The following is a 23,170-nucleotide window of genomic DNA, read 5'->3' on the forward strand; positions in this document are numbered from 1 at the left end:
AACAACCTGAAGGTGCCGGATTCAGCGAGCATCTTTAGGCGGTTTGGGTATATAATGTTGCATTGGTTAACATGTTGATTAGGGAAGAATTTATGAACATATCTCTGCAGTCGCCTTCCACAGAGTCAATGCCAAGGCTGCTTGAGCTTTCAAAACACATGCATGATCACGAGGCGCTGTCCTTCGATGTAGAGCATGTCACGTCTGCCTTTAGTTTCTTGATAGCGAACCCTGCCCATGGCGACGTGTTTCTTATCGCCCTCGACCAAGACGGCGAGGAAGAGATCATTGGCTTTGTGGTGATTTGCTACAGCTTCAGCATTGAATTGGGTGGTCGAATCGCAGTGATCGATCAGATTTTTCTGTCCCAAGACTGGCGTCGTCAAGGTGTCGGTTCATATGTACTGCCTAACATTGAATCTCACGTACAAACCCGCGATTGTCATGCCGTCATTCTTGAAGTGAATATCGGTAACAGTGGCGCACGTGAGTTTTACGAACAATTTGACTACATGCCGCGCCGTCAGCACTGCCTAATGACTAAGCGAATGGTGAGTTAACACACTAAGTATTGTGAGCGAGTATTCTAGGTATAGCTCGTTAGCACCCTAGGCATAATTCGTAAGAACTGCGCACTAGGTTTAAGGGATGGGATTCTGAAAATAGCACGCTAGCTAATACACCCATCCCTCGTTACACTGGGCAGCCAAAAACAGCTGCCTTTTTAATTGCATGTATACCCTTCGCCCTTACCAATCTGACACAGTAAAAGCGGTTGTTCATTACTTCCGTCAAAACTCCACGCCTGCCGTTGCAGTACTGCCAACCGGCGCAGGGAAAAGCTTAGTGATCGCCGAACTTGCCAAATTAGCTCGCGGTCGCGTCTTGGTGCTTGCTCATGTCAAAGAATTGGTCGAACAGAACCATGAAAAATACGAAGGCTATGGGCTAAAAGGCGGGATTTATTCAGCGGGTTTAGGCCGTAAAGAAAGTGCCGATAAGGTGGTGTTTGCGTCGGTTCAGTCCATGGTTCGCAACCTCGATGAATTCAAAGACCAGTTCTCGCTGCTCGTTATTGATGAGTGCCACCGCGTGCCGGATAACGAAGACAGCAGCTACCGCAAAGTCATTTCCCATCTCCAACAGGTTAATCCCGGCATTAAAGTGCTTGGTCTAACAGCGACGCCATATCGATTGGGCATGGGCTGGATTTACCAATTTCATACCGCCGGACGTGTGCGCAGCGAAAAACCTCGCTTCTTTCGAGACTGTATTTTCGAATTACCTATTCGCTTCTTACTTGATGAAGGGTTTCTCACCGAAGCCAGAGTCTTAGATGCGCCGGTATTGAGTTACGACTTCTCTTCTTTGAAAGCCTCTCCAACAGGGTTTTATAAAGAAGCCGATCTCGACCGTGTCATTGAGAATGCGCCACGTGCGACCCCTCAAATTGTTGATCAGGTCATGCAATACGCGAAAGATCGCCATGGTGTGATGGTGTTCGCGGCCACAGTTAGACACGCACAAGAAATCGTCACGCTGCTGCCGCCTGAAGAATCCGCATTGGTGATCGGCGACACGCCACTGGACGAACGTGACGACATCATTCAACGCTTTAAGAAGCGAGAAATTAAATATCTGGTCAATGTCTCGGTGCTCACCACAGGGTTTGATGCGCCACATGTTGACCTTATTGCCATACTTCGCCCAACGGAATCTGTCAGTCTATATCAACAGATTGCGGGCCGAGGTTTACGCCTTTCCCCAGGGAAGAAGGATTGCCTGATTTTAGATTACGCAGGCAATGTGTATGACCTTTACCAGCCTGAAATTGGCGACCCCAAACCGGATAGTGACAGTGAGATCGTGACGGTTCCCTGCCCTGCATGCGGGTTCAACAACAATTTCTGGGGTAAGCTTGATAACAATGGCTATTTGATTGAGCACTACGGGCGCCGTTGTCAGGGGTATTTTGAAGACGACGAAGGCGAACGAGAAATCTGCGGGTATCGCTTTCGTGCCAAATATTGCGGTGAATGTGGCGCAGACAATGACATCGCCGCTCGCCGCTGCCATCAATGCGATCATATTCTTGTCGATCCGGACAAAAAACTGCGTGATGCCTTGAAGCTCAAAGACGCGATGATCATGGCCTGTGCCGACATGCGCCTTGTGGCGGGAAGAAACAAGTTCGATAAGCCTCAGCTAAAAGTCACTTACATTGGACATGACGGTGCTGAAATTCATGAAGTCTGGCCGCTTTCAACAAAACGGCAAAAAGAAGAGTTTCTGGCGAAGTTTATTAATCCGCACTTGGTTGACCGTCATCGCCCGTTTACTGATACCGCGCCGTCAAAGATCGTTAAAGCGGAGCACCGGCTGCGTTTGCCAGACTTCGTCGTAGCACGTAAAAATGGCCGTTTCTGGGCGATACGCGATAAAATATTCGACCTCGATCAGTTTGCGTCGCAACAGCAAGTGACCGAGATGATTAACAACGCCGCCTAGCTTTGCCACAGTCACGGATCGCGCTCGAGTCGTTAAGTCAAAATCAGCATGATGATTACACGACGCACAGCGAATAAAGCGCAATAGCACGCATAACGCTCAGTTATTGCTCACAGGGACAATTATCGGCGTCAGAACGGGCAGAAGCCCCCGATAACACTTGTTAATCACGAATGTGGGTGGTAGTATCCGCGCTCGATTTACTTGGTATCTAGATTGGTCGCAACCTGGATACTTATTTTCAACTCTCTATTTTAAAGAGTATTTTATTATGAAATTCGAAGCAGTAGTACGTACTGAGCAGGGTAAGGGTGCGAGCCGCCGCCTGCGTCTAGCTGACCAATTCCCAGCTGTAGTTTACGGTGGCGAAGCCGCTCCAGTTGCAATCTCTCTAGAGCACTCTAAAGTGATTACTCAAATGGACAAGCCTGAATTCTACGAAGCGATTACTCTAGTAATCGACGGTCAAGAAGTTAGCGTTAAGCCACAAGACATCCAACGTCACCCGTTCAAGCCAAAAGTTATGCACATGGATTTCATCCGCGTATAATTGCTTTGTAGCTTGAAGGCTCTTCACTCTTTTAAGATGTGAATGAGACGAAAAAAAGCGCCGATAAGTCGGCGCTTTTTTTGTGTCTGTTTTTTGGGTGATGCCTTGCAACGCTTTGCGATGTCGAGGTCCTAGGCACGATTCAGTGATTAATCTATACCACCAACAGCATCTTCATCCATAAACAGCGATTGTTGCGGGCTGATTTCCTCTGGAACCTTTGCAGCGTCTATCGCCAGCTTGGCTTTTAAAATACGTTGATATCGCTGCTTACAAAGGCGCACCACATTTCGGCGCTGCTCACTGCTAAAGTCATTCCACTGAAAACGCTCATCCCTGCTGCGCAAGCAACCTTTGCAATACCCTTTGTTGTTGGCCTGACAAACACCAATACAGGGGCTGGGGACGGTAAAGAAATCAAGTTGCTCCAATCTCGCTCCTCATGATGTTGATGTCTTCTGTATCCATTCAAGCGACTTTCACCAAGAAATGCAAATCCGATAAGACATTGAATGCACAAAGTGATGACGCTCTAGCACGTATCCTTAAGAGATGGCTAGAAAAGCCCCAGTTGAGGCATCGACAGCGCATCAAAGCTTTTGCCGATGAAGGGCAAGATTCCATCCGCAATTGGTTTGAGCTGCTTATCAACATAGTGTTGATAGTCATAGTTGCTGTCCAAGGCTTCGAGCGGTTCAGGCCCGTTAAGCGTGATCACATATTCAATCCAACCACCGTGTTGGTATTGCTTCGCCCTACCCAACTTCTCATTTACGGCATCGGCTTTACGCGCCGCTCTGACATGCGGGGGAACATTCTTCTCATAATCCGATAACTTACGACGAAGGCGTTTTCTGTAAATCAACTTATCATTATTGTGACCGCGTAACGTATCTTCCACCGTTTGACGGACATAATCTTCAATATCCTCGCCATCGAAAACACGTTGATACAAGGTCTGCTGAAACTCCTGGGCAAGTGGCGTCCAATCGGTTCTCACCGTTTCTAGCCCTTTATATACGATGTGGCGCTCGCCATTTTTATCGACCAGACCGGCATAGCGCTTCTTGCTTCCCGTGTCCTGACCCCGAATGGTTGGCATCAAGAATTTTTGATAATGGGTTTCGTACTCAATTTCGAGTGAAGACGGGATCTGGTATTCATCATTTAAGTGTTTATCCCACCATTGATTAATGTGCTCCACCAGCGCCTGCCCGACTTCATCGGCCTCTTCATTGCTGAACTCTCGCCCCAAAGACACAAAGGTTGAGTCTGTGTCTCCGTAGATCACTTCATAGCCTTGGTTTTCAATCAGCTCACGCGTTAGCTTCATGATTTCATGGCCTCGCATGGTGATTGAGGAAGCCAAGCGGTGATCGAAGAAGCGGCAACCCGACGAGCCCAGCACGCCGTAGAACGAGTTCATGATGATCTTAATCGCCTGTGAGAACGCCTTTTCACCCTGTTGTTTCGCCTCGTCACGGGCTTTCCAGAGATTTTCAATCATCGCAGGAAGGAAGTGCTTCTCACGGTGGAATATGCCGCCTCGAAATCCGGGGACTGTCATACTGTCATCTTCGGACTTCAAGCCTTCGATCAAACCTAATGGGTCAATCAAAAACGTTCGGATAATCGAGGGGTACAGGGATTTGAAATCGAGCACCAGTACCGAGCCATACAAACCCGGTTTACTGTCCATCACATAGCCGCCAGGGCTCGCTATCCAATTCTCACTGGTCAGTGTTGGGGCGACATAACCTGCTCGATGCAGGCGTGGCATATAGAGGTTGGTAAATGCCGCCACTGAACCACCGATACGATCAAGCTCAATACCCGTTAAACGACTGCGCTGAATGAGAAACTCCATCAAATGGGTTTCTGAAAATATACGGTTTACCAACACACAGTCTTGCAGGTTGTATTTGGCCAGCGCGGGCTTGTCATCGCGAAACATGCGGTTGATTGAATCCATGCGATCATAGGGGTTATCTATCGCTTTTCCTTCGCCAAACATGGTTCTGGATACGGATTCCAACGACCATGAGCGGAAACTGTAGGTCGCGGTTTTCAAGGCATCAATGCCGTCAATCACGACTCTTCCCGGCAAGGTAATAAAACCCTGGCGGCTGTTATTTGAATCACGCCAATGCGCTTTTTCTGTGCCTCGCCCCAATCGCAATTCAATGTTGTTGAACGCCGCGCGTTTCATGAGCAGACGGAAATCAAAATCCACCACGCTCCAGCCGACCACCACATCGGGATCAAAGCGAGCAAACCACGCATTGAGTGCTTTCAACAACGCAAGTTCGTTTTCGACCCAATCAATCCAAGGCATTTCGTCGGCGTTATCGGGTGTAGCACCTACCATGATGACTCGACTATCCATTTCACTGTCAAACCCAATGGAATACAGCACGCCTTTCTCAGAACATTCAATGTCCAACGACACACGAGAAAGCGATGTGGAATACTCTGACGCTTTGGTTTTGACGTGTCGATACTCAACGAAGCCATTGCGCTGTTTTGCGGTGCCTGAAAAGGTCAATCCGCCGCAAATAAAACGCTCCATGAGATAGCGGTCTGGCAGCCGAACATCTGATTCAAAGGGATCGAAGCCTTCCGCTTGCAATACACGAGCCGCACGCGTTGCTGCGCTGATCGTGTTGAAGTAGACACCGGAAATCGGACGATGGGAAAAATCAGAAAGGCCAAGCGCTTTGCATTGAAAAGAAAGACCAGAGGATGACAAAGACTGTTGCACGGCGTCAGCATCTTCGCTTGCCACAAAGAATACGGGTTTCTCGCCAGTGATGACGAGCTTTGCAGGGCCTGTCGCCGTCTGCACCCAAAGAACAAGCTCAGTGGTATCACCGATGTCGCGACTATGACGACTGATTAGAAATCCTTCTTGGTATTGCAAAGTAGCCTCAGAGATTAGATTAACCCTCGCAGTATATACCCAAGCAACCTGTAGGTCTCCGAGGATAACCGAGCCCAACTCAAATCAATTAGTGGAATACCCAAGTAACCTGAAGATGCAGGATTGAGGTTACTTGGGGCTATATCAAAGACAAAGCTTGGTGAAGTCTTCAACGTTAGACGCCGCTTAGTGTTTCAGTCTTCTATTTTTAAGTCTTTGTAGGCACAGTAACGATAAATACTGGGCGGCGAAAAAAGGAATATGACGTAAAGGAGCTTCTATGAGCAGTGTTGCTTCCCACATTGTGATCGTTGATGACGAGCAAGATGTTAGGGCTGTATTAACGGACGCATTGCGTCAAATTGGTTACACCGTCACTGCAGTGTCGAACAGTGAAGAAATGCAGGCGACGACCGCTGTAGACCTCGCGGTGATTGATTTGCGCTTACACAATGAAGATGGTCTGCAAGTGGCGCGACAGCTTCGGGCACGTAGCGATATACCCATCATGATGTTAACCGGTAAAGGCGACGAAACAGACCGTATTATTGGCCTCGAAGTCGCCGCAGATGACTACATGATGAAGCCATTCAACCTGCGTGAGTTTACGGCACGCGTCAACGCACTGCTGCGAAGAAGCCAAAACACAGCGCTGCAGCGTTTGCCACTTGAAAGCGATGAAACCGTCTATCAATTCGATGATTGGACGCTGTTTCTGTCTCGCCGTCAGCTACAACATGCCGATGGACATGAACCGGATCTCACTTACGGCGAATTCTCCCTGCTAGAAGCGTTTATCTCCTCCCCGCAACGCGTTTTGACTCGAGAGCACCTGATGGCGCGAACACATGGCTACGATTCAGATTCGATGGATCGCACTATCGACGTACTTGTGGTTCGTCTTCGTCGAAAAATAGAAGCCAACCCAAGGATCCCGCGTCTCATTAAGACCGAACGCGGTATCGGCTATTGTTTCGATTCGCCCGTCACGAAACGGATTCAACGAGCGAACAACGCCAGTTAATGCGCACGAAAAGTATTCGACCCCACTTAATGCTGACGCTATCGGCGCTGTTATTGCTAACGACGCTGATGGCAGGTTTCTCGTTGTTCACGCTTTGGCAAAACCAATATCTTTTAGATCGAATCACTCAAACCACGCTGGTTGATACCCAAACCGCATTGAACCTCTCTGAAGGTGTGGCACAAATCGCCGCTTTGGCTCCGTATACCGCGGCTTCCGCAAGGCCTCATCAAATCCAGAATGAGAAAAAACAGCTCCAAGCCAAAGCCGACGGACTGAGCCAAGAAGCCCTAAGCCTAACCACTCCCAATTACGCCAATGAATTAAGCCAACGACTTCACGAGGTCGAAGTAACGCTCGACAAACTGATGTCCAACGTCGAGCGCGAGTTGTTTATTCGAGAAGATCTCATGGCGCAGCAGTTCTCATTAGACACACTGAGTGATTACACCTTCGGCAAACCGTTTATTGCGGCCTTTAGGCAAGACCCTACCCGTATCTCTCAAGGTTGGATTCAGCAAGTGACACGGTCACTTGAGCATGCGCACGCCGTCTCTCCGCTGCCCATGCACACCATCATGCCGGTACTGGCTTCTCTCACGCGAAGTAATACGCACATCAAATCCCTTCGCGCGGAGAATGCATTTCTGCTGGCGTCGATTCGCGCTCAATCAGACCGCATGACAGACCATGTTCGTGACATCGTCGCCGACCACCAGCTAAAGGTGAGTGAACAGCAGAGGCTTGCTAAGTCCGCCATCAACCAAGTGATGTTGGTGATGGTGCTTATTCTGCTTTCACTGGTCATTGGGGTGTTCTATCTGTATCGCTTTAATGATCGCATGGCAAAAGATCTGGTTAGCGTCACTGACGAAATGCTCAACCTCATGCACGGCGATACCAACCAAACCCCAATTGAACTTGCTCGCCAAGATGAGATCGGAAAACTAGCAACGGCCTTTTCAGCCTTTCAGAAAAATGCCGTAGAAAAGGCTCGTATCACACAAGACCTCTTCAACCAAAATGTGCTTCTCGAAACGATCTTCCATGAAATGCAAGATGGCCTCAGCGCATTTGATGGCAACAACCGTTTGTTAGCGCGGAACAACAAGTATGCATCTCTGCTGGGTCTTGAACACAGCCAACTAGTATTGGGGATGTCTATTGAAGACATCCAACAACAGCTTTCTCCTCGGCTCCGTGCGCTAACAGAAAATACGCTACAGGACGACGCTTACACCCGTTTGAGACATAAAGAGCCGCTTCTTTTTGAGCGACAGTTTAAAGATGGGCGAATTATCGAGTATCGAAGTCAGCCTATCCCTTCTGGGGGCTTTATTACCCTTTATCGAGATTTAACAGAAATACGTCAATTTGACCTCGCGCTTAAACAAGCGCAGAAAATGGAAACACTCGGACAACTGACAGGTGGCATCGCTCATGACTTCAACAACCTGCTATCTGCGTTAAATGGAAACCTCGAATTGCTTGATATGTCGAACGCCCTCGATGACACCAGCCGACACTATTTGACACGGGCTTTATCGGTAGCGGAGAAAGGCAGTCAACTGATTGAACGACTGCTAGCCTTCAGCCGCACACAGCCATTAAACCCAGAGACCGTCAACGTCGAGCAAACCATCGAGGAACTGTCAGACTTGATGGAATACTCGTTAGATTTCACGCAATGCTTGACCATAAACCACGGCCAACTTGGGCTGGACATTTTTGTCGACAAGAGTGGGCTCGAAAATGCGCTGATGAACTTGCTTCTCAACGCCAACGCCGCTATGCCCCAAGGCGGCACAGTCACCCTGACAACGCGAGAGTGTTGCCTATTAACACAACGACAATCCGCCGTGATCATCGAGATTGAAGACACGGGCAACGGTATTCACCCCGACATTATCAACAAAGTGATGGAGCCCTTTTTCTCGACCAAAGAAAAAGGCAAAGGCAGTGGTTTGGGCTTGAGTATGGTCTATGGCTTCGTTGAGCAATCTTCGGGAGACATACTGATCGAATCCCAGTTGGGAAAAGGCACAACTATTAGCATCCTTCTTCCCGTCTATGATGCTAAATTCACAACCGTGGCTCCTAATGAGGCTCCTAATGAGGCTCTCAATGAGGCTTCTGATAAGACTTCAAATGACGTATTGATTCACTCAGTTGAAGAGCCACTAGATCTTACAGAGGTATCTATTCTTGTTGTCGATGACGACACCGACGTTTCACAGCCGATTGCCAAAATTTTGGAAGCGCACGGCGCGACCGTTGTGTTGGCAAAATCAGCCAATGAGGCACTGACACTCAGTGAAACCATCAAACATGACTGCGTGATCAGTGACATCAACTTGGGTGACAAAGAAACCGGTATTTGGTTGAAGAATACTCTGCAACACCACCAGCCCGCTTTACCCGTTATTTTGATGTCAGGATTACCCCGCGCACAACTTATCGAACAGTTTGGTTATGATACAAACTGGGAGCTGATCACAAAACCCGTCACGCGCCATGCCCTCTTCTCTGCTCTGAATCGTGAGATATCAACGCATTAACGCCTTTGTTTCAATTGTGAATGAAATGACTTTCTCATTGAAACCAACCATTCGTTTTCATTTGCCAATATCTCTACCTAAGCGACCTCATGGACTGTGGTTTTCAACAAAGGGACAAACAACATTTTCCTTTTAGCCCGCCCCAGAGGTGTCTGTCGTTCATAAGGAGATATGCCATGAAATCACTGATACGCAAAACTGTTCTCGCCGCCATGATTGCCGCCGTCCCGCTGTCACAAGCCGCTGCCGAGGAAGTGCTCGTGGGCTTGATCACCAAGACAAATACCAACCCCTTCTTCGTCAAAATGAAGGAAGGTGCGCAAGAGAAAGCCGAAGAAATGGGCGCAAAACTCAGTTCGTTCTCTGGCCGGTTCGATGGCGATACTGATTCGCAAGTTCAAGCGATTGAAAACCTTATTGCTGCAGGTGCAAAAGGCATATTGATCACCCCGAGTGACCCACAAGCGCTTGCGCCAGCGGTTAAACGTGCCAGAGATGCAGGTGTTATTGTCATCGCTTTAGATACACCTTTCTCTCCCGCCAATGTTGCTGATGCCACCTTTGCCACCGATAACTTCAAAGCCGGCCAGTTGATCGGGGAATGGGCGAAAGCCAAAATGGGTGATGAGGCAAAAAATGCCAAAATTGCACTGCTTGATTTGAGCACGGCAAACGTCACCGTGGATGTGGCTCGTGACCAAGGTTTCCTCACCGGTTTTGGCATTGATACCAATGACCCAAGCATCAACCGCGACGAAAACGATCCTCGTATTGTCGGCAATGACGTGACACAAGGCTCTGAAGAAGGTGGTCGCCGCGCGATGGAAAACCTTCTACAGAAAGACCCAGACATCAACCTTGTATATACCATTAATGAACCCGCTGCGGCAGGTGCTTATGAAGCGCTAAAAGCGCTCGGTCGACAAGATAGTGTGTTGATTGTATCGGTGGATGGTGGCTGCCCTGGCGTCGATAACGTTGAAGATGGCGTGATAGGCGCAACTTCTATGCAGTTCCCGCTTCGTATGGCGTCGTTAGGTGTCGAAGCTGTGGTGGAATACGCAAAATCTGGCGTGAAACCCGGCGCAACACCGGGTAAATCCTTCTATGACACGGGTGTTGAATTGATTACTGATGAACCCGTAGCGGGCGTTGCCTCTTCAACGTCGAAACAGGGTAAGGGCAAGTGCTGGGGCTAAGTGCTTTAGCCAATTGCTAGAGCTATCTGCCAAATCAGAGAAGGCATAGCGCCTTCTCTGATTTATCAGCAACCCTAAAACATTAAGTGACAGCGTCACAAATCAATAATTAACACCCTCCATTTTGAACGACTAGATTGTACGTCACTTTGATATTTTGATTCACGGACGCACTCAGGAGCGCGTAGATGTCATCACCTCAGCATTCCTCACCCAGCACAAACCGAACTGCGGGAGACCAGCTTTCGAACAATGATTTTAGCCTTGTTCAACGCATTCAGCTTTATCTACACAACCACCCTACCGCCGTTCCCTGTTTGGTATTGATACTGGCGGTTGTGTTCTTCTCCAGCTTGGTTGGGGACCGATTCTTTCACCCTTTCAACCTTTCATTGGTACTTCAGCAAGTCACCATCATTGGCGTGATTGGCATAGCTCAAACCTTGATCATTTTGACCGCAGGTATCGACTTATCTGTCGGAGCCATCATGGTGCTTTGCTCCGTGGTGATGGGCAGAGCAGCCATTGATTTTGGACTACCCGCACCCGTGGCACTGTTTGCTGGGCTTTTGGTTGGTGCATTGGCGGGCATGGTCAATGGCTTATTAGTGGCAAAAGTTAAACTGCCGCCCTTCATCGCTACCTTAGGCACATGGAACATCTTCTTCGCATTGAACCTTTGGTACTCGAACAGTCAAACGATTCGCTCTCAGGTCATCGATCAACAAGCCCCTCTTTTGCAGTGGCTGGGCCATACCGTTGAAATCTTTGGCGCTCGCATTGCCTATAGCTCTATCTTCATGCTCGTTCTCTTCATCGTGTTTTGGTACGCACTGAATTGGACGGCGTGGGGACGGCATGTTTACGCCACAGGCGATGATCCCGACGCCGCAAGGCTTGCAGGTATCCGCACTAAACACATTTTACTGTCGGTATACATCACTGCTGGCGTGGTCTGTGCGTTGGCGGCTTGGGTGTTAATCGGTCGAATTGGTTCTGTCAGCCCTCAAGCTGGCTACACAGCAAACCTAGACTCTATAACCGCGGTGGTAATTGGTGGCACCAGCCTGTTTGGAGGGCGAGGTTCAATCTTTGGTACGCTTATCGGTGCCTTAATCGTGGGGATATTCCGTAACGGTTTGGCGTTATTAGGGGTCGACGTGTTGTGGCAAGAATTTACTGTCGGCGTACTTATCATCGTTGCCGTGAGTATTGACCAATGGATCCGGAGAGTGTCGTCATGAGTGAATCAAATCAAACACCGGTATTGCAAGCACGTGGATTGGTCAAACGCTATGGGCGCGTCACTGCCCTTAACGGTGCTGATTTTGACTTAATGCCCGGAGAGATATTGGCGGTGATTGGCGACAACGGTGCAGGTAAATCGAGCCTCATCAAAGCCTTGTCTGGTGCGCTAATCCCCGATGCAGGAGAGATCATGCTGGACGGAAAGCCTCTTCGGTTTAGCAACCCAATGCAAGCAAGAGAAGCAGGCATTGAAACTGTCTACCAAAACCTTGCTGTCGCACCTGCGCTAAACATTGCTGACAATCTCTTTCTGGGGCGAGAAATTAGACGCAGCGATTGGCGTGGAAAATGGTTTCGCATGCTCGACAAGAAAGCCATGCGAGAGCAAGCCAAAGAGAAACTCACAGAATTGGGCTTGCTGACCATTCAGGACATTACTCAGGCTGTTGAAACCTTATCAGGGGGGCAACGACAAGGCGTCGCTGTCGCACGTTCAGCCCTTTTTGGTTCTAAAGTGGTGATCATGGATGAACCGACTGCCGCGTTGGGTGTAAAGGAATCAAGAAAGGTGCTCGATCTTATACTGGAAGTCAGAAACCGCGGCATGCCTGTGGTATTGATCAGCCATAATATGCCTCATGTGTTTGAGGTTGCTGATCGGGTTCATATCCATCGACTCGGGCAGCGCGTCGATATTATATCGCCCAAAACCCATTCCATGTCTGATGCCGTTGCCATTATGACGGGCGCAATGGAACCAGGCACAACCGAACACGCATAAGGTCATAGAACGCCAATACCGCGAAAATCTACTCGCACGGTCATTCTATAAAATTCAATCTGGAGGATATCGTGCGGATTCTGTTAGGCGTAAACGCAATGCTCAACTCAAAAGCAATCAGTGGCTTGCTGCTTTGCGTGGGTTGCGTGTTGTCGTCTTGGTCTCAGGCCGCTGTCGTCGCGGGTATTAGTGTGTCTGACCTAACCAACCCCTACTTCGTGACCATGGTGCGCAGCCTGCGTGATGAATTGCAGACGACATTTGGCGACGATGTTCGTCTGCTGGTTCGTTCCAGCGCCTATGATCACCCTCGACAAGTTCGGCAACTTGAAGAGTTTGTCGCCGAAAAGGTCGATGTCATTTTCTTAGTTGCTTCAGACGAACACAAAATTGGCCCAGCCGTTAAACGTGTTGTGTCTCAAGGCACCCCGATTTTTGCCATTGATGTACGTGCAAGCGGCGCAACGGCGACCATTACGACAGATAACGTACAGGCAGGTCAGATAGCTTGCGAGGGCTTGGCTTCTGGACTGAACGACCATGGAAATATTCTGATCATTAACGGTCCGCAAGTGTCTTCTGTGATCGAGCGCGTCGAAGGTTGCAAGCAAGCCTTGAAAAACCACCCCGATATTCTCATCGTCAGTGATACGCTTAATGGAACAGCCAGTATTGAAGGCGGTTTGGAAAGCATGGCGTATGCACTGCAAGCTTACCCTAAGATTGATGGCATCTTCGCCATCAACGATCGCACTGCATTGGGTGCTGAACAAGCCATCGTGCAGGCAAATGCAAACACCTTGATTATGTCTGTCGATGGAAGCCCTGCTGCAAGGGAAGCGTTAATTCAGCAACGAAAAGGCTGGCTAGGCACGGCAACGCAGTTTCCCGACACCATGAGTAAAGAAGCAGTACGAATTGCAAAGCAGTGGCTCGAAAACAAAGACCACTTAAGTGAATCTAAAAGTGCAGAGAAGACACGTGAAGCGCAAATTGATACGGAAGTACTTATTCCTACCAAGCTCATGACCCCAAGCAATGCGCTGTCGTTTACGGCTTGGTGATTTATCTTGCCTGTTCAATCAAACTCGATTCACACACATGCTACCGAGTATCGACATAAGAGAGCACAGCATCACATTTCTGTCAGCACGAAAGCTATTTCAGCATCAAAGCTATTACAACATCAAAGCTATCACGCGACAGACGACTGCTTTTGTTCGCGCCCAATAAAAGTAACAGCAATACCAAACAAAATGACAGCGGCAGAAATCATCATACGCATTGTGATTTCCTCTGACATAAAGGCAAAACCCGCTAAAGAAGCGAGGATAGGCACGGTCAATTGCATCACACCGGCTTGCGTCGCTTTAAAATGCTTCACTACGCCATACCAAATGGCATAGCCAATGGCTGAAGCAATAGCCCCAGAAGCCACGGCCAGCCACACTCCGTCTTTGGATAATGTATTCATGGGGATGTTGAGCAAGAAAAACGGGACGACAAAGAACAAGCTCAAACGAAAATTGATACAATTTGCTTTTAGTTGCGGCACTTTCATCTCTTTGCCAAGCACACTGTATAAGCCCCACGCTACGCCGGAAATTGACATCAATACCGATCCCCACATATGCGGCGCATTGACGCCCGGCGACACGAGATAACCTAAGCCACAGATTGCCGTTAACGCGCCGATGTACTCCAGCCCACTGGCACCGCCCTCTCTATAATGCGCATAGGCAAACATGGTCAATTGCACGAAGGCGAACAAGATGAGTGCCCCCATCCCAGCGTCTAAGTAAAGGTAAGCAAAAGAAAACGTCGAGGCATAGAGAAAGAGCATTGCGGCGGCGAGCCAATGCTCCATGGCGTGATTGACTAACTTACAGCTTTCTTCTGGTGCATCACTTTTTTTGGCCATCACTGAGGCGAGAACAAACAACACAATCGCCCCAGAAGCGAGTCGGATAGACGTAAATGAAGCAGGGTCGATATCTGTTCCCGCGAGCGCCAATCGACACAGTACCGAATTTGCCGCAAAGAGAGTCATCGCGAGAACTGCCATCAATATGTATTTCAGAGAAAAAGACCCATTTTGCTGCATGACATTCCCGCCTTAGCTATCCGTGCCAATATTGACCGTGGCGTGCTTATCTATCTTTCACACCTTTGAGAAAAAGAAAAATAATATTCGATGATACGGAACTATCAATCGCGACTAAAAATGAAAATACCTGCAACAATTAAACAATGCCATTTGGTTATTTGGCGTTGAGAAGGTAAAATACTGCTCCCGTTTTTCAGTGGTGAAGTGAATGTCTGACGCTAAACGCAAAGCGCTTAAAAAGATTGCAAAATGTTTGGAACTGAGTAATTCATCCAACATCAACGAAGCCGCACAAGCGATAAAAATGGCGCAAAGCCTGATGAAAAAATACGGCTTAGATCAAGACGATATTGATTTCATCAGAATGGGCAAAACTACGTCAGAAACCTTACTACCGACATCTGTCAGTGACGCTATTCTTAAGATTATCCGCGGTATCAACACCCGTTTCGGCGTCGAGTGCGTCCTGACAAACCACAAAGGCTTAAAGAAAGCCGAGTTTATTGGTGATGCCGATAGAGCCATTTTCGCAGCTTTTGCGTTTGATATTGTCTACCGTGAAATGAATGAGCACGTGGGTCAATTCCGTAACAGCTTCCAAGGCACTGGCACCTCACAGACCGAAATCACTCGTCGTATTGGATCGTTTACTTTCGGCTGGCTTGACGGCGCACTCGCCAAACTCCCTAACATCGCCCCAGATGGCGATGCTGACAAAAAAATCAAAGACTATATCGATAGTCAGTTCAAAAACATCGACCGTGAAACCTTCAAGCAACAACTTAGAGATGCGATGAAAGGCATTACTGACGACTATGAAAAAGGCATGAAAAAAGGCAAGCAGGTTTCTGTCAGCCGCCCAGTGTCAGGCAAACAAGCGCCAAAACGCCTTTCTTAAGGCAAATGATTTCAGGCGCCGTACGGCGCCTCACTGCTTTGTAGCAATATTTAATTGCAAATCTCACTGTTGTTACCTTCAAGTGTATATTTCTTTGCAAGTCACTGACTTTTAGTGCTCTCTCACAAATTCAATTCTTTTTGAACACTGTTGTATTAAAAAAGCCTGAATTTCGTTCTCTCCTATTGTGTTGCAGGGTCTTCGCACCTAGCCTAGCTTTAAATCGCCGTATGTACGGCGATCAAAAGATTTGCATAAAGCGAACTTGTGGTTGGTGACTTGTTAAGCAGTACCTAAGTCTCTCTTACCAAACCCTCTCTAGAAGGAATGGAGAAAACAAATGAAAAAAGCAGTGATTAGCCTTGGATTGATAGTGGCCTTGAGTCCAGTGGCAAGTGTATTCGCCCAAGATGATGCCAATTTTTACGTTGGTGGTCGTTTAGGTGCTTCAACGCTAGAAGACGCATGTGATTTCGGACAGTGCGATGATGATGATGTAGCTGGCGGTCTTATCTTAGGTTATGACTTTGAGAACGGTTTCGCGATTGAGTCAACCTATGACTACCTTGGCCGTTTTGGTGCAGCTTCAAACACAGGTCCAGTATCAGGAAATGGCGATCTAACCGCCCTTACCTTGGCGCCTAAGTTCAACATCGGCCTTACTGACGCTACCGACATTTACGGTAAAATTGGTGCCGCTTGGTGGAACTGGAACAGCGGCGCTGGCGACGCAGACGATGTTTCTCTATTGACCGCTGTCGGTATCGACCACCGTGCAAACGATTTGGTTAACGTTCGTCTTGAGTACCAATACCTCCCAGATATCAAAGATGCATATCTTGATGCAGAAAACCACCTGATTTCTGCTGGTGTTACTTTCCACTTCGGCCGCACTACTGCACCTGAGCCACAGCCAGTGGCTGTTGTCGAAGAAGTGGTTGTTGTTGAAGAAGTGATCGAAACGAAGAAATACGTGTTCTCTGAAGCAGATGACGTAGAGCTGTTCGCATTTGGTAAATCAACGCTTTCAGACCAAGCGACTCAACAACTGAATCCAATGCTTAAACGTCTTCAAGATTTTGAAGAGTCTACTGCTATCATCATCGGTCACACTGACAGTGTTGGTTCAGAAGCATTCAACCAAACGCTTTCTGAAGAGCGCGCTCAAACCGTCGCTAACTACTTTACCAATAACGGCATCAGCGCTGACCGCTTGAGTGTTGTTGGTATGGGTGAAGGCGAACCAGTAGCGTCTAACGATACTGAAGAAGGCCGTGCGAAGAACCGTCGCGTTGAGATTGAATCTCCTGAGTTTGTTTACGAAGAGTAATCAGATTTAGTCACTCGACACGCCAAATCAAAAAGCCACGTCTAAGACGTGGCTTTTTTAGTTTCTTTGAACAACGTTCGACGTTAAGTGCTAGACGTTAGACGTTAGACGTTAAGCATTGAGTCGTAGCCGTTTAGCAGCGCATCGATGACCGGACGGTCTTCTTCTCGCACACCCGCAACACGTTGATAAAGCGGATGCAAACGATCATTCAAACGGGCAGACTGCCAACCGTGAGTGGTTGTCACAAATGTCTCGGCAAAATCAGCCGAATACCTTAAGCAACCCGCCATCACGGTATCAACGTAACTCTGCGCCACGGGCTGAACCGCACACGGCGTAATGACCTCGTCTGTCACGTAGACATAAACAGGCCCATCGATAACAAACTCATCATCCAGCACCTCTACGCGTTCGCTGTCTAACAACACCCGCGTATAACCGGCTTCACGAATATCAAAAACATCGAGCGCAGAATCGTCGATGTGTATCAAAACTCCGTTGCAATACCCACTCCCTTCACGCACAACAAGTGGCGACATTTTGGCTGAACTGACTTTGCTCCAATGACGCTGCAAACCAGACACCAGCGCAGGAACCGCTTGCCCTGTTTCACCTGTCAATTGTCGAGATTCGCCGTTAATCAAACTGCCATAACCAAAAATGTACATAAGCCCACTTCTTCCTTGTATTTCCTACAGAATACTCGATAAACGCGTGTTAATGTCAAACAAATGGGCAATATTGTTCGACATTACACATGAGTGATAATCCGCGAAAAACCAATCAATTGGCGGTTTTTCAACCGGATAACGCGTGATTTCGTCATCATCATCGAAAATTTGAAGATCATTAATAACGACTGTTGATATACCCAAGTAACCTGAAGATGCAGGATTCAGCGAGCATCTACAGATCTCTGGGTATAACGGTATTATCATCGTCAATGTGAGCCTATACCCAAGCAACCTGAAGATGCAGGATTCAGCGAGCTTTACTGACGTTATGATCAAGGCGTCACTTTGCCGATGTAGTGAGCTCCATCAAAAAGGGACAACACCGAACATGGCGTCATTTACTGCTCATGTTTGAGATACGAGATGGAATAACAATATGAAAGCGATAGAAAAACTAGAAAAGCAATTTCAAAAACTCGCAAGCTATGAACACTTAGCCGCCATTTGTGGCTGGGATCAGCTTGTGATGATGCCAGACGGCGGCAACGATGCCCGCTCTAAAGCAATGAGCGACCTCGCCGTGCTTTGTCATGAAACACTCACCGACCCGAATATGGGCCAGTGGATTGAAGAAGCCGAACATGACTTAGCCGCACTGACTGATGAGCAAGTCATTAACCTTCACGAAATTAAACGCGTATGGACTCAAGCCACACAGCTGCCTTCTGAATTGGTCGAGAAAAAATCCCTGATTGGCTTTAAATGTGAGCATGAATGGCGCAGCCAACGCGGCAACAATGATTGGGATGGGTTTGCAGAGAACCTAAAGAAAGTCGTTGAAGCAGCAAGAGAAGAAGCCAGTGCCCGCGCTCAACTCACTGGCATGCGTCCATACGACACCATGTTGAATCTGCACGAGCCCGGCATGACCACTGAAAAACTTGATGTACTTTTTGGCGAGCTTAAAACATGGCTACCTTCGCTCATTCAACAAGTGCTAGAGAAGCAAAAAAGTGTCGTGATCAATGAACCAAAAGGCCCGTTTGAAACCGATAAGCAAACTGCTCTTGGCAAGCAGTTAATGCAGATCCTCGGTTTCGATTTCAACCACGGCCGCCTTGATGTCAGCATGCACCCATTTTGCGGTGGTGTACCATCAGATGTTCGCATTACCACACGCTATGACGAGCAAGACTTCACCTCTGCCCTCATGGGCGTTGTGCACGAAACTGGTCACGCTCGTTATGAACAAGGCTTACCAAAGGCTTATCACGGGTTCCCTGCTGGCGAAGCCCGCTCAATGGGTATTCACGAAAGCCAGAGCTTGTTCTTCGAAATGCAGCTAGGCAGAAACCCACTGTTTGTTGACCACCTAGCAAAACTTTCAGCAGACGCTTTCAACAAACAAGATGACGCGGCGTTCAGCCTTGAAAACATCAACGCGCTCTACCAGCGTGTTCAACCTGGTTATATCCGAGTAGATGCCGACGAAGTCACCTATCCTGCCCACGTCATTCTTCGCTTTGAAATTGAGCGTGACTTGATGGAAGGCAAAATCGAAGTCGACGACATTCCAACCCTGTGGAATGAAAAAATGCAGGAATACTTGGGTCTATCAACCGACGGCGAATACACCAACGGTTGTATGCAAGATATTCATTGGACCGACGGAAGTTTCGGCTATTTTCCAAGCTACACATTAGGCGCCATGTATGCCGCACAATTCATGGCAGCCATGCGCAAAACCGTTGATGTAGATGCCTGTTTAAAGAACCTAGACTTGGCGCCGATCAGCGCTTGGTTGGAAGAGAATGTTTGGTCGAAAGGCTCAACGCTCTCCACCGATGAATTGGTGATTCAAGCCACGGGTGAACCGCTCAACCCTGAATACTTCAAGCAGCACTTAATGGCGCGTTACTTAAACAATTAATGAAAGCCACCAGCGCAGCCAGAGGCTGCGCTGGATGGCTTTTGGACAAGAATGTCTTAGAGTTGGTGCTCTGAGCAGCTTGATTCAGATAGGATATTTTTGGGTAAACTCGCGCTAACCCCTCCCTGTAACGTCAGCTGTTGTTTCATTGCGATATCAACTGATAGCCTAGAATGAAAGCCACTAAATAGCTTACAACCAGAATTGCTGGTTTCGAATCACTCTCTTGCGATAACACCTTAAAGCGCGACGCACAGCCGTAAAGGCGTTCGAAAACCGAATCGAAAAAGCCCGCGAACGCTTTGTAAAAAGTGTTCGCGGGCTTTTTTCGGTTGAGCTCTTTTTTCGGCTTAGCTTTTTCAGCGAAAGAAATGCAATGGTGTCATCGAGAGCGCACTCACGACAACGCTTGCTCCCCGTCGGCGTGTCTTGCAACCTTTCGACCAAAGCAAAGCGTGTATAAGCATGGAACGACAACTAACACCACAGGAAGTGAAAACAGGAGTCCGTAGCCTAATGTCAGAGACATTGGGCCCATGTATACGTCAGTTCCACCAATGCCATACGCGAGCGGTAACAAACCCACGACGGTGGTGATGGAGGTTAACAATATCGGTCGAAGGCGACTTGCCGCGGCTTGAATAACAGCGTCAATAACGTCTAATCCATCTTCCCTGAACTCGTTAATCCGATTTATCAAGACCAAGGCATTGTTTACCACTACTCCCGCCATACCTAGCACCCCAATAAGTGCAAACAAGGACAAGGGTTGCATGTGGACGAACAACGCCATCAAGGCCGCGACAACCGCAAACGGAATTACAGCCATGATCAGCAAAGGTTGGAGTAACGAGCTAAACATAATCGCGAGTACAAAGTAGATCCCAATCATGGCCGTGGGGAAAGCGACAAGAAAGCCTGACATTGTGTCGCTTGTATTTTCAGCCTCTCCGCCAATGTCTAATTGCACACTTCTACCAACGCGTGGCGCCAATGCATCTGAAAGTTGTTGGCTTAATTCACCTGAATCCATCGCTTCATCGACAATTTGCGCGCTCACCAACACCTGACGATCCCCGTTGTAATGCAGTAGCTCACGCGGCGCTTGAACCTCTTGCACCCTCGCGAGGCGATTGAGCGGCACTTTAACCCCGCTTGGTGTTGCGATCTTCGTGGTTTTGAGACGTTCAATGTTGCGATATTCCTCGTCTAATATAACCCGTAAATTCACCTCTTGATCCCCAATCCACGTGGAAGACACACTTTCGCCATCAAAGGCAATACGCAAGGTTGTGGCAAGATCCTGAACGGTTAAGTTATAACGTGCTAACCACTCATACTGCGGCAAAATCTGCAGTTGTGGGTCGGTAAGCCGCTCATTATTGGTGATTTTATCTAAGCTTGGTTGCCCTTTCATCCAAGCCATGACGAGTTCAACGGCGTGGTTTCGCTCTGCATCGTTATTGCTGATCACACGAATCTCGACGGGTTCACCCGGTGGTGGACCACCTGCATCGACCGTAAATTTCACAAAACGAATAGCAGGATTATCCTTTAGTTGGGCGTTCAAACTGTCAGCGATTTGATCCGCCGTTCTGTCACGCAGCTCGGCGTTAGTGAGTGTCAGTAAGCCGTTACTTGCTGGGCTTCCATACGTCATACGATAAGAAACCCGCTCATTCTCACTGAGTTGTGCGATTGTCTCCTCAAGCGTTGAATGGGCCAGACGAACCTGTTTGAGTGACGCGCCAGGCGTGACCTCTGTGTATATTTCTATGTATTTTGCCGTTTCGCTGGGAAATATATCGAGCTTGAGCGTCGTCAACAGTGCACCACTGCTCACAAGCGCCAAGACAGCAACCAGCAGCACGGTCTTATTCCATACTAAGCAGCGCACCAATAGAGACCGATAGCGTTTGACCACGCCGTTGAAGCGGTCTTCTTGATGTTTTTTCTTCTCGTCTTTTTTTAATGCATTCACAAGGTGCGCGGGTAAAGTAAATGTGCACTCAGCCAACGAAAACAACAGTGCAGCAATAACCGTAATCGGGATCACCATGATGGCTTTCCCCATGGCACCGGGAATGAAAAACATGGGTAGGAACACGAGGGCTGTTGTGGTTAGGCTTGCAAAAATGGGACGAATAACATTTCGAACCCCTGATTTTGCGGCTTCTAGCGGTGTTTTCCCTTTCTCTCTCTCTTGATAGATGCTCTCGGCGACGATGACGGAGTCATCAACGATGATGCCGATGACCAGCAGCATTGCCGCTAGCGTGATGCTGTCTAAATTCATGCCGAGAGCCGGCAATACCGCCATGACGCCAAGAACACAAAATGGGATAGAAACAGAAACCCAAAACGCAACCGCACGCTTTAGAATGATACTGAGCACGATAAGAACAAGAATAAGACCCACGCCGCCGTTGGTGGTGACGATGGAGAACTTGTCACTCATATCATCAGCAAGGTTCAACGAGATGGGAAAAGAGAATTGATCATTTAAACGCACACTTTCTTTTTCAAGTAGTGCTTTTATCCTGTCGATTGTTGCAATGATATCGGCGTTGGCACTCTTAGCGACGGTAAACACAACCGCCCTATCACCATTCACCATGCCTAACTCGGTCGCTTTTTCGAAGGCATCGGACACGTGCGCAACATCCCCTAACCGCACTGTTTCGCCGGAAGGAAGGACTTTAATGATGGCGTTTGATAACTCTTCTATAGAGTGAATTTGAGTGAGCGTGACAATGCGTTGTTCACTGTTCCAAGATTCAACCACGCCGCCTGACAATGATAGATTCCGCGCATTGATTGCCGATGTAATATCGGAAAAAGACAATTGATAGCGAAACGTTTTTGACGGATCCACTTCAATCCAAAACTCACGCTCAGTGAACCCTGCCATTGAAACATTACCAACACCTGCAACACTTCGGACTTTCTTTTCTAAATCGCGCGCGTAATTTTGCAGTGCGTTGTTATCAAGCGTTGTTGTTACACCGAACGTCATGACTTCAAATGACGACGTGCTTTTTTGCGCCACTAACGGCGGGTTAGCAATGTCTTTCGGTAATCCTTGAACCCGATCAACCGCTTGTTGAATATCGCGGACGGTTTTCTGAATATCGTAACCTTCGTCGAGCTCAATGTTGATGTAAGATTGTCCATCAAACGACTGCGAATAATACGTTGTAAGCCCTTGAGCTGACTTTAACTCCTTTTCGATTCGGTTGGTAATGTTCAACTCAATATCTTTCGCCGATGCTCCGGGGTATTGCGTTGTGATTTCAACTTCAGCAAAAGCAACGTCAGGCAACTCTTGGAGCTTAAGCACACTCATTGAACCCAAACCAATCAGCAATACCATCATGGTGATAACACGGGCTAAAAATTGGCGTTCTGCGAAGTAACCTAGAAAGTTTTCCATGTTCAGC

The 23,170-nt window shown here is 48.1% G+C and carries 17 protein-coding genes; 12 read left to right on the forward strand and 5 right to left on the reverse strand.

What is annotated here, in order from left to right:
* Nucleotides 1-92 precede the first annotated feature (92 nt).
* The 3 genes from Q365_RS0123505 to rplY all read left to right on the forward strand — a co-directional run bounded on the left by Q365_RS0123505 (nucleotide 93) and on the right by rplY (nucleotide 3,058).
* Nucleotides 93-560 carry a GNAT family N-acetyltransferase gene (locus tag Q365_RS0123505; RefSeq protein WP_028025660.1) on the forward strand — a complete coding sequence of 156 codons (468 nt, stop codon included), beginning with the start codon at nucleotides 93-95 and terminating at the stop codon, nucleotides 558-560.
* 172 nt (nucleotides 561-732) lie between these two features.
* Nucleotides 733-2,508 carry a DEAD/DEAH box helicase gene (locus Q365_RS0123510; RefSeq protein WP_028025661.1) on the forward strand — a complete coding sequence of 592 codons (1,776 nt, stop codon included), beginning with the start codon at nucleotides 733-735 and terminating at the stop codon, nucleotides 2,506-2,508.
* Between the two features lie 271 nt (nucleotides 2,509-2,779).
* Complete coding sequence (rplY, locus tag Q365_RS0123515) at nucleotides 2,780-3,058, forward strand: 50S ribosomal protein L25 (protein ID WP_028025662.1); 279 nt, start codon at nucleotides 2,780-2,782, stop codon at nucleotides 3,056-3,058.
* A 149-nt stretch (nucleotides 3,059-3,207) separates the two neighbouring features.
* Here the strand turns inward: rplY and Q365_RS0123520 are convergent, their stop codons facing one another.
* Both Q365_RS0123520 and Q365_RS0123525 read right to left on the reverse strand, forming a co-directional pair.
* Nucleotides 3,208-3,489, reverse strand: coding sequence for a DUF1289 domain-containing protein (locus Q365_RS0123520; RefSeq protein ID WP_028025663.1), 282 nt, complete (start codon nucleotides 3,487-3,489; stop codon nucleotides 3,208-3,210).
* 125 nt (nucleotides 3,490-3,614) lie between these two features.
* Nucleotides 3,615-5,978: a DNA polymerase II gene (locus tag Q365_RS0123525; protein ID WP_028025664.1), complete on the reverse strand. Its 2,364-nt coding sequence runs from the start codon at nucleotides 5,976-5,978 to the stop codon at nucleotides 3,615-3,617.
* Nucleotides 5,979-6,258: 280 nt separating this feature from the next.
* Between Q365_RS0123525 and Q365_RS0123530 the strand changes: the two genes are divergently transcribed.
* The 6 genes from Q365_RS0123530 to Q365_RS0123555 all read left to right on the forward strand — a co-directional run bounded on the left by Q365_RS0123530 (nucleotide 6,259) and on the right by Q365_RS0123555 (nucleotide 13,852).
* Nucleotides 6,259-7,002 (forward strand): winged helix-turn-helix domain-containing protein, encoded by a 744-nt coding sequence (locus Q365_RS0123530; protein ID WP_028025665.1) that lies wholly within the window; start codon nucleotides 6,259-6,261, stop codon nucleotides 7,000-7,002.
* Nucleotides 7,002-9,560, forward strand: a complete 2,559-nt coding sequence (locus Q365_RS0123535; RefSeq protein WP_028025666.1) for a hybrid sensor histidine kinase/response regulator — start codon at nucleotides 7,002-7,004, stop codon at nucleotides 9,558-9,560. The genes Q365_RS0123530 and Q365_RS0123535 overlap by 1 nt, the downstream gene beginning before the upstream one ends.
* 176 nt (nucleotides 9,561-9,736) lie before the next feature.
* Nucleotides 9,737-10,759, forward strand: coding sequence for a sugar ABC transporter substrate-binding protein (locus tag Q365_RS0123540; RefSeq protein WP_028025667.1), 1,023 nt, complete (start codon nucleotides 9,737-9,739; stop codon nucleotides 10,757-10,759).
* Nucleotides 10,760-10,947: 188 nt separating this feature from the next.
* Nucleotides 10,948-12,003, forward strand: coding sequence for an ABC transporter permease (locus tag Q365_RS0123545; protein ID WP_028025668.1), 1,056 nt, complete (start codon nucleotides 10,948-10,950; stop codon nucleotides 12,001-12,003).
* Complete coding sequence (locus tag Q365_RS0123550) at nucleotides 12,000-12,788, forward strand: ATP-binding cassette domain-containing protein (RefSeq protein ID WP_028025669.1); 789 nt, start codon at nucleotides 12,000-12,002, stop codon at nucleotides 12,786-12,788. Before Q365_RS0123545 ends, Q365_RS0123550 begins: the two co-directional genes overlap by 4 nt.
* Nucleotides 12,789-12,859: 71 nt before the next feature.
* On the forward strand, nucleotides 12,860-13,852 hold the full coding sequence (locus tag Q365_RS0123555) for a substrate-binding domain-containing protein (RefSeq protein ID WP_245621603.1): 993 nt from the start codon (nucleotides 12,860-12,862) through the stop codon (nucleotides 13,850-13,852).
* Between the two features lie 131 nt (nucleotides 13,853-13,983).
* Here the strand turns inward: Q365_RS0123555 and Q365_RS0123560 are convergent, their stop codons facing one another.
* On the reverse strand, nucleotides 13,984-14,892 hold the full coding sequence (locus Q365_RS0123560; RefSeq protein WP_028025671.1) for a DMT family transporter: 909 nt from the start codon (nucleotides 14,890-14,892) through the stop codon (nucleotides 13,984-13,986).
* 211 nt (nucleotides 14,893-15,103) lie between these two features.
* On the opposite strand from Q365_RS0123560, the gene Q365_RS0123565 reads away from it, so the two are divergent.
* Nucleotides 15,104-15,793, forward strand: a complete 690-nt coding sequence (locus Q365_RS0123565; RefSeq protein ID WP_028025672.1) for a DUF2786 domain-containing protein — start codon at nucleotides 15,104-15,106, stop codon at nucleotides 15,791-15,793.
* Between the two features lie 340 nt (nucleotides 15,794-16,133).
* Nucleotides 16,134-17,123: an OmpA family protein gene (locus tag Q365_RS0123570; protein ID WP_028025673.1), complete on the forward strand. Its 990-nt coding sequence runs from the start codon at nucleotides 16,134-16,136 to the stop codon at nucleotides 17,121-17,123.
* Between the two features lie 104 nt (nucleotides 17,124-17,227).
* On the opposite strand, the gene Q365_RS0123575 is transcribed toward Q365_RS0123570, so the two are convergent.
* Nucleotides 17,228-17,794: a gamma-glutamylcyclotransferase family protein gene (locus Q365_RS0123575; RefSeq protein ID WP_028025674.1), complete on the reverse strand. Its 567-nt coding sequence runs from the start codon at nucleotides 17,792-17,794 to the stop codon at nucleotides 17,228-17,230.
* 442 nt (nucleotides 17,795-18,236) lie between these two features.
* Between Q365_RS0123575 and Q365_RS0123580 the strand changes: the two genes are divergently transcribed.
* The gene (locus tag Q365_RS0123580) at nucleotides 18,237-19,730 is read left to right on the forward strand and encodes a carboxypeptidase M32 (protein ID WP_028025675.1); all 1,494 of its coding nucleotides are present in this window, start codon (nucleotides 18,237-18,239) and stop codon (nucleotides 19,728-19,730) included.
* Nucleotides 19,731-20,127: 397 nt separating this feature from the next.
* On the opposite strand, the gene Q365_RS0123585 is transcribed toward Q365_RS0123580, so the two are convergent.
* Nucleotides 20,128-23,163: an efflux RND transporter permease subunit gene (locus Q365_RS0123585; protein ID WP_028025676.1), complete on the reverse strand. Its 3,036-nt coding sequence runs from the start codon at nucleotides 23,161-23,163 to the stop codon at nucleotides 20,128-20,130.
* Nucleotides 23,164-23,170: the final 7 nt, after the last annotated feature.

This window comes from Enterovibrio calviensis DSM 14347 (genome assembly GCF_000621165.1).
Taxonomy (GTDB): domain Bacteria; phylum Pseudomonadota; class Gammaproteobacteria; order Enterobacterales; family Vibrionaceae; genus Enterovibrio; species Enterovibrio calviensis.